This is a genomic window from Candidatus Dependentiae bacterium, from assembly GCA_026389065.1.
Taxonomy (GTDB): domain Bacteria; phylum Babelota; class Babeliae; order Babelales; family Chromulinivoraceae; genus JACPFN01.
On sequence record JAPLIP010000015.1, the window covers coordinates 1 to 5,781 of the forward strand.

A 5,781-nucleotide genomic window follows, 5' to 3' on the forward strand; every position below is an offset into this window, starting at 1 on the left:
AGAATCTCAAAGAGCAATGCAAAGCAGAGATGAAATGATGAAATCTCTGCAGCTCAGAGAGTATCAAAATACATTAGATCTACACAAAAGGTATCCTGAGCTTCTCCATACTATTGCTACAGAAGAAACCATACGAGCTCTTGGCATATTTATCATAAATCCAAGTAATCCACCAACGGCTCAAGTAAAAATAATAAGCGACCTTATCGAAAGAAATGAAGATTTTTGCTCTTTGCTGCTGGGAAACTCATGTAAAATCCTTTGTGAATTTGCAAATAAAAACCCTCAAAAAAACATTGATCTTTTAAAGAAATTAACAAAATTCACACGTAACAAAAATACTTTAAATACGTATCGAGCATTGTGCTCAATTATAACAAATCCGATATTGCCAAAAAAATTAATCGATGAACTTCTTGAACAGATTGATTATGCTAGCGAGTCGCCACGAAGACCAAATCGACTAAATATTCACCAACATCAAGCAGCGACATACCTTACTCAGCCACCATACCTTGAATTAAATTTAAATGCTTTAACCCTGCAAGATCCACATATTTTATCTATAATTCTACACTACAGCTCACCGGACAGATGCATCCAAAAAGTAAAACAAGCTTTAGCAAAAGTTGCAGGAATTTCAAAAGAAACTCTTGAATGCGCTAAGTTTTACAATCCAAAATGCTTACTTTTTTTACTTCAATATAAATCATGGTTTCCAAAATTTTACCAAGGCCTTTTTTCAATACATGATTATAGTCAAATCGTTACTGCTTATAACTATTTCATGATAAAAAATGATCCAACTTATTTAATTGACATTTTAAGTCCAAGTGAACAACGAGTATTAAATCCATTAACCATAAAAGTTCGTGCATGCTTTTCAAATGAAAGACCCATAAATAAAATGAACTGTTCTTACATTGAAGAAAGAAATAGAACGTTTTTATATCAAGAGCTATTACCAACTTTGCAAAACTTACAGAATTCATCAACAATAAAAACTTATGAAGATACCTTCATAGAAGCAATTATAGAAAAAAATCATGCTAAAATTTCAGAAATGATGCAAATCTATACTCCAAACCATTATTATGTTGGCAATCATTATCATGAATATTATGGAACCCCTCCTCTATTTATCGCAATTGCCTTGCATGATCCAATCGCGACAAACTTATTACTAGAAAAAATATCTCCAAGAAAACTCTTAGCCCCAGCATGGCATCCAAATCATAGTGCTGCATACTTTGCCCTACGGGCATGCATGTCTAGGTATAATCAATACATTACAAGCATAAAAGAGATAGCTGAGTTAAATAATATTTTAAAAAGTGAGCAAATCACTGAAATTTCAAACCCAAAAACAATATTTGACCTTGATGAGGCAATAAGCTGCCAAGCTCATGTAAAAAAGCATAATCTTAAAGCCAATTCTCCTTTTATAGAAATAGAAGAAAACATATACAAAAAAAGCCTTGAAACTCTAAAAATTGTTTTAGATTTCACAAACTTTCAAGAATTAGAAAAGTCAGACAAACCATCTGGGCAAACAATTGCACAGTATGCTTTAGAAACGGTAACCCTGTTTATTAAATCTATCAACAATACTGGCACGACAAGCAACCAAAGAGTCGCACACAATCAACAAGGCCAAGATAGAGATGCTGATAGTGAAACCACCACTATCTATGGAACAGAAATATTAGAAACATTGTTTGATTTTGGTATCAGCCCAGATGAATGTATATCGCCAAACCTACCACTTGAAAAATTTGCTATTGATCATGGCTTACCACTTATGGCTGATTATATTAAACAATACAAAGAAATACATAAAGCTACATAAAAAAAGTCGTTTATATCATAAAACTCTTGTTATTTGATTTTTAAACATCCTATCCTAATTTTTATATTGATTAAAAAAGTGGGGGGCTTTATGAAACATTTTCAAATTTTATCTTTATTTACAATAGCAACATGCATACAGATTAATTTTTTACACAGTATGAGCGTAACAAGAAAAGCATCAACAAAATTTTCACCTTCATCTACAACAATATTAAGAAATACAGCCTCTGCAAAAAAACAATTCTTACAAACAAAAGAACAATTGTATAAAAAATATCTCAACATCCCAAGCCAGGAAGAAATGATAAAACCTTTTCATCATCCTTTTTATACAAAATTGGTAGAGCCTATCTACATAGGACACAAAAGCGATGAATCGAGAAATAATCTATATCATTACTTTAATAGTTCAAATGAAGCCTTACAGCATTATTACAATTTATTTAACACCAATGGGCACATAGATTTTTATAAAGATTTTTATAATCCGCTTCTGGATACATTAAGCCAAAAAACAAAATTAGCCTTAGAACCTATTTTAGAGCAGTATGAAAATGCTTATGAAAAATATATCAAAGACCCTTCTAATCAAAAGCTTCATCGCGATCTGACCATTAAATCTTTATCAATAATTGAACTGATGAAACATATTGATCAAGATGAACCTAAAAAAGATACTGCTATGAACGATCTTGATTTCGTCAGAAACTTACATCAACCTACACATCCAGAAAAAATATTTCCTAGAAGAAATGACGCAAAAAAAGAATTTGAATTTCGCAATGCTGCATTCAAAGCAAAAGATACAAAAGTTATAAATGATCATATTGCTCATGAATATTTATAGACGTTTGCATAGATAAAATATCAGGGTAACATGAAATAAAAAATGTTTTATATCAAGGGTTTTTTAGGAATCTGTATGAGAAAAAAAATGATATTATTTTTGCTTTACTACAACAATATAATTCTTTCTTCAAATTTTACAAAATGGGAAACTACTCCAGAGTTAGATCAAGCCTTGATATTATATCGAACACTTGAAACAAAGCTAGAATCAAGCATAAACATTAAAAATGTTGATCGTGAAAAGATGTTAAAAGCAATCGGCAACACAAGGACAATGTGCTTAAAGCAAGTCTGGCCATCTGTGAGAAATGTAGGACAAATAGAACAAACGTACAAATCCGAAGCTATAAATAAAGACCAAATCCAAGCTGCGCACGCTCAAGCAATTAAGCAAAGAGATGACATAATCTCTGTTTTTAGCATCATGATTTTAAATGTTATAAAAGATATTGAAACTTATGAAAAACCAGCAGAACCAATTCGTCGATCCAGTCTGCCAAAAGATGCAAATGTCACAAAATTTATTTAATTTTCTAGATTTTTTATAAAAAAAATTAATAAGATAACGAGATGATTTAGGCTATAAAGACCAAAGAGATTTATGAATAAAAATTACAGGCTTTTATTTTTTTTATCAGTTGGCCAATCTATATTTTGTTCACAGACAACATCCAATCAAAGAGAGTATATAATTCATCCATTAATTCAGCAATTTTATAAAGATTTTCAAGCTGGTGTGCGAGCTTTAACCAATGCAAAAAATAAAGAATCCACAACTCAAACACGTAAAAACATTAATCATATAAAATCTATTCTTGCAGCAACTCCTGTTTGCTGGCAACGAAGTATAACTATTACTGACAGCTGTATACTTTCTCAATTGATAGAGCAAGCAAACCAAATTAAAATCACACTTTTAATAGAAGCTTTTTGTGCATCTCAACATCAGCAAAAAAAAATCTTGTTGGAGCCTCTAGAAGATCTAACTTACCCAGAAACACCACATGCGAGCTCTGTGGTTAACAGCTCTGTGGCTCATAGTTCTGTTGGCAATGAATCGATTGGAGTGAGCTCTGCGGTGAGCAGCCTTGAAAGCTGTATCCAAAATAATTCTGCCAGCATGAAGCGCTCTTCAAAATGGGCTGAACTGCGAGAAGATATAAAACATTTCAAGAAAAAAATCCCAAGATCAGCATTCGACGATTTAACATCTGACGAGTCTGATCCTGAGGATTTTTAAATTAACTTAATTAAACTTTTTCTTGCTACCTTTAATTAATCTTTGTTTCATAAAGTGACAAATTAGAAAGCAAATGAGTCGAGTCTGGTGAGTGCTCTAATGCTTTAAGCACCGCTTTTTTACCTTCTTCATACTCGCCGACATACCATGCAACAATGCCTAAAATATCATAACGAACGTAGTCGTAATCCACTTGATTAATAAATAAAACATAATCACTTGATTGTTCAACTTTTACTGCTTGAAGAGCAAACATATAACTTACCGCAAAATTATTTTGCTTTAAATAATAATCAGCCAGACAAACAAGCGGCTCCACCCGACGAGGATTTAAGCTGTATGCTCTAATAAAATAAAATAATGCCTTAGGCCAATTATCTAAATTACGATACGCTTGCGCGACTCTGATGTGAGCCATGTATGTTTCTTCATGAAAGCCAATCATTTCACATCTTTTTTCATACCAATATCTAGCCTGCTCAAAATTATTTAAACAATCGTATGATTGCGCTAGATAAAAAACTGTTCGAGCATCTTCTGGATTTTTCTCATGCTCTTTTAATAAAAGATCACAATCTCGATACCATCTTTGTCTCGATTTTTCAATTCCCAGTCGAGATGGATTCCAATAAATATATGAATCATCTGGTACTTTTATTTTAGCAATTTTATTTATATACTCATGAACCGCGCCACAAAAACATATTCCCCTGTGCGCTTTAAAAAGCCTTGGAATATAGTTTTTATAATCCTCTCTGCCGAGTCGTACGTGGAATAAATCTTCTTTGCTATTTTTATATGCTTTACAAAAAGTTATAAGCCCGGGCACATTTCTAACATACCACTCAGCATCGATCATGAAAAAGAAATTGGCATGTGGAAATATTTCTTCTGCTGCCTGCAATGCTTCATTTCGAGATATTGCAAAATCAATAAATGGTTTTTCAACCACGTGTCCATGCTCTATATTGTATTTTTCAAATAATTCTAAAGTTAAAGAAACTGTTCCGTCTGTTGAGCCTGTATCAAAAATAAGATAATGTTGAATTCCTGCTTCAAAAAAAGGCTTTAATGTGTCTTCAATTACCAAGGCTTCATTTTTAACCATGATAACAATTGCAAGAAGTGGATCTGAGATTTTTTGCTCTGCTTTTATAAAATCAGAGTGCAGATAACTTTGATAAAAAAACATGCAAAAAGCTAGAAATAACAATCGTTTCATAATGTTTCCTTTTTATAGAAAAATGTAATGTTTAACTTGCGTCATTATAACTGATTGAATCAATAAAATCGATATAAAATTTTATCAAAAAAACTTAAGGGGAGCTGAAATACTTTTTTGTATTTCAGCTCCCCTTTTTGAGTTAGATTTATAAAGTTACATCACCAAACTTAAACCAAATAGCTATTAATTATATTGTAACTCGTACCATCGAAACAAACGGTTATTGCTCCGTATGCAACAATAATTGTTCTTGACGAAGACCCGTCAATGTTACCACCACCTCCAACAGTATCTATGGTTATAACTTTTAGCACAGAAGCACTACCAGTATCTTTAATGGTAAATACTTTACCAGCTGCTGGAGCAGCTGGCAGAGATATCGTTAAAGACCCTCCAGAAACATCCACCAATACTAATTGATCCACAGACGTCACTGTGTACGCAGACGTCTGTAAATTAATAAACAGTGGCGCTGGATTTATTTTAAACGATGGCAACGCTGAATCACCATTTGAGGTTAAAACATAGCCTGCTGTTCCAAAGCCTGTTGTTATTTGTTGCATTTCTGCTGTGGTAGTTGTTCCACCAGCAAGCAATGCGAATGTCGTTAATGCTG

At 32.7% G+C, this 5,781-nt stretch carries 6 protein-coding genes; 4 read left to right on the forward strand and 2 right to left on the reverse strand.

Going from position 1 to position 5,781, the window contains the following annotated elements; genetic code table 11:
• The 4 genes from NTU89_00645 to NTU89_00660 all read left to right on the forward strand — a co-directional run.
• On the forward strand, positions 1-1,849 hold a 1,849-nt coding region (locus tag NTU89_00645; GenBank protein ID MCX5923054.1), incomplete at its 5' end, for a hypothetical protein.
• Between the two features lie 90 nt (positions 1,850-1,939).
• Positions 1,940-2,698 (forward strand): hypothetical protein, encoded by a 759-nt coding sequence (locus NTU89_00650; GenBank protein MCX5923055.1) that lies wholly within the window; start codon positions 1,940-1,942, stop codon positions 2,696-2,698.
• A 75-nt stretch (positions 2,699-2,773) separates the two neighbouring features.
• On the forward strand, positions 2,774-3,229 hold the full coding sequence (locus tag NTU89_00655; GenBank protein ID MCX5923056.1) for a hypothetical protein: 456 nt from the start codon (positions 2,774-2,776) through the stop codon (positions 3,227-3,229).
• 72 nt (positions 3,230-3,301) lie between these two features.
• Positions 3,302-3,940 (forward strand): hypothetical protein, encoded by a 639-nt coding sequence (locus NTU89_00660; GenBank protein MCX5923057.1) that lies wholly within the window; start codon positions 3,302-3,304, stop codon positions 3,938-3,940.
• Positions 3,941-3,971: 31 nt separating this feature from the next.
• Here the strand turns inward: NTU89_00660 and NTU89_00665 are convergent, their stop codons facing one another.
• Together NTU89_00665 and NTU89_00670 are read right to left on the reverse strand one after the other, a co-directional pair.
• Complete coding sequence (locus NTU89_00665; GenBank protein MCX5923058.1) at positions 3,972-5,162, reverse strand: hypothetical protein; 1,191 nt, start codon at positions 5,160-5,162, stop codon at positions 3,972-3,974.
• A 170-nt stretch (positions 5,163-5,332) separates the two neighbouring features.
• A partial coding sequence (locus NTU89_00670; protein MCX5923059.1) for a hypothetical protein occupies positions 5,333-5,781 on the reverse strand: 449 nt, incomplete at its 5' end.

Excerpts from the sequence above, each read along its gene's own strand:
- NTU89_00650 (MCX5923055.1), top strand. The coding sequence starts at position 1,940 with ATGAAACATTTTCAAATTTTATCTTTATTTACAATAGCAACATGCATA.
- NTU89_00655 (MCX5923056.1), top strand. The coding sequence starts at position 2,774 with ATGAGAAAAAAAATGATATTATTTTTGCTTTACTACAACAATATAATT.
- NTU89_00660 (MCX5923057.1), top strand. The coding sequence starts at position 3,302 with ATGAATAAAAATTACAGGCTTTTATTTTTTTTATCAGTTGGCCAATCT.
- NTU89_00665 (MCX5923058.1), bottom strand. The coding sequence starts at position 5,162 with ATGAAACGATTGTTATTTCTAGCTTTTTGCATGTTTTTTTATCAAAGT.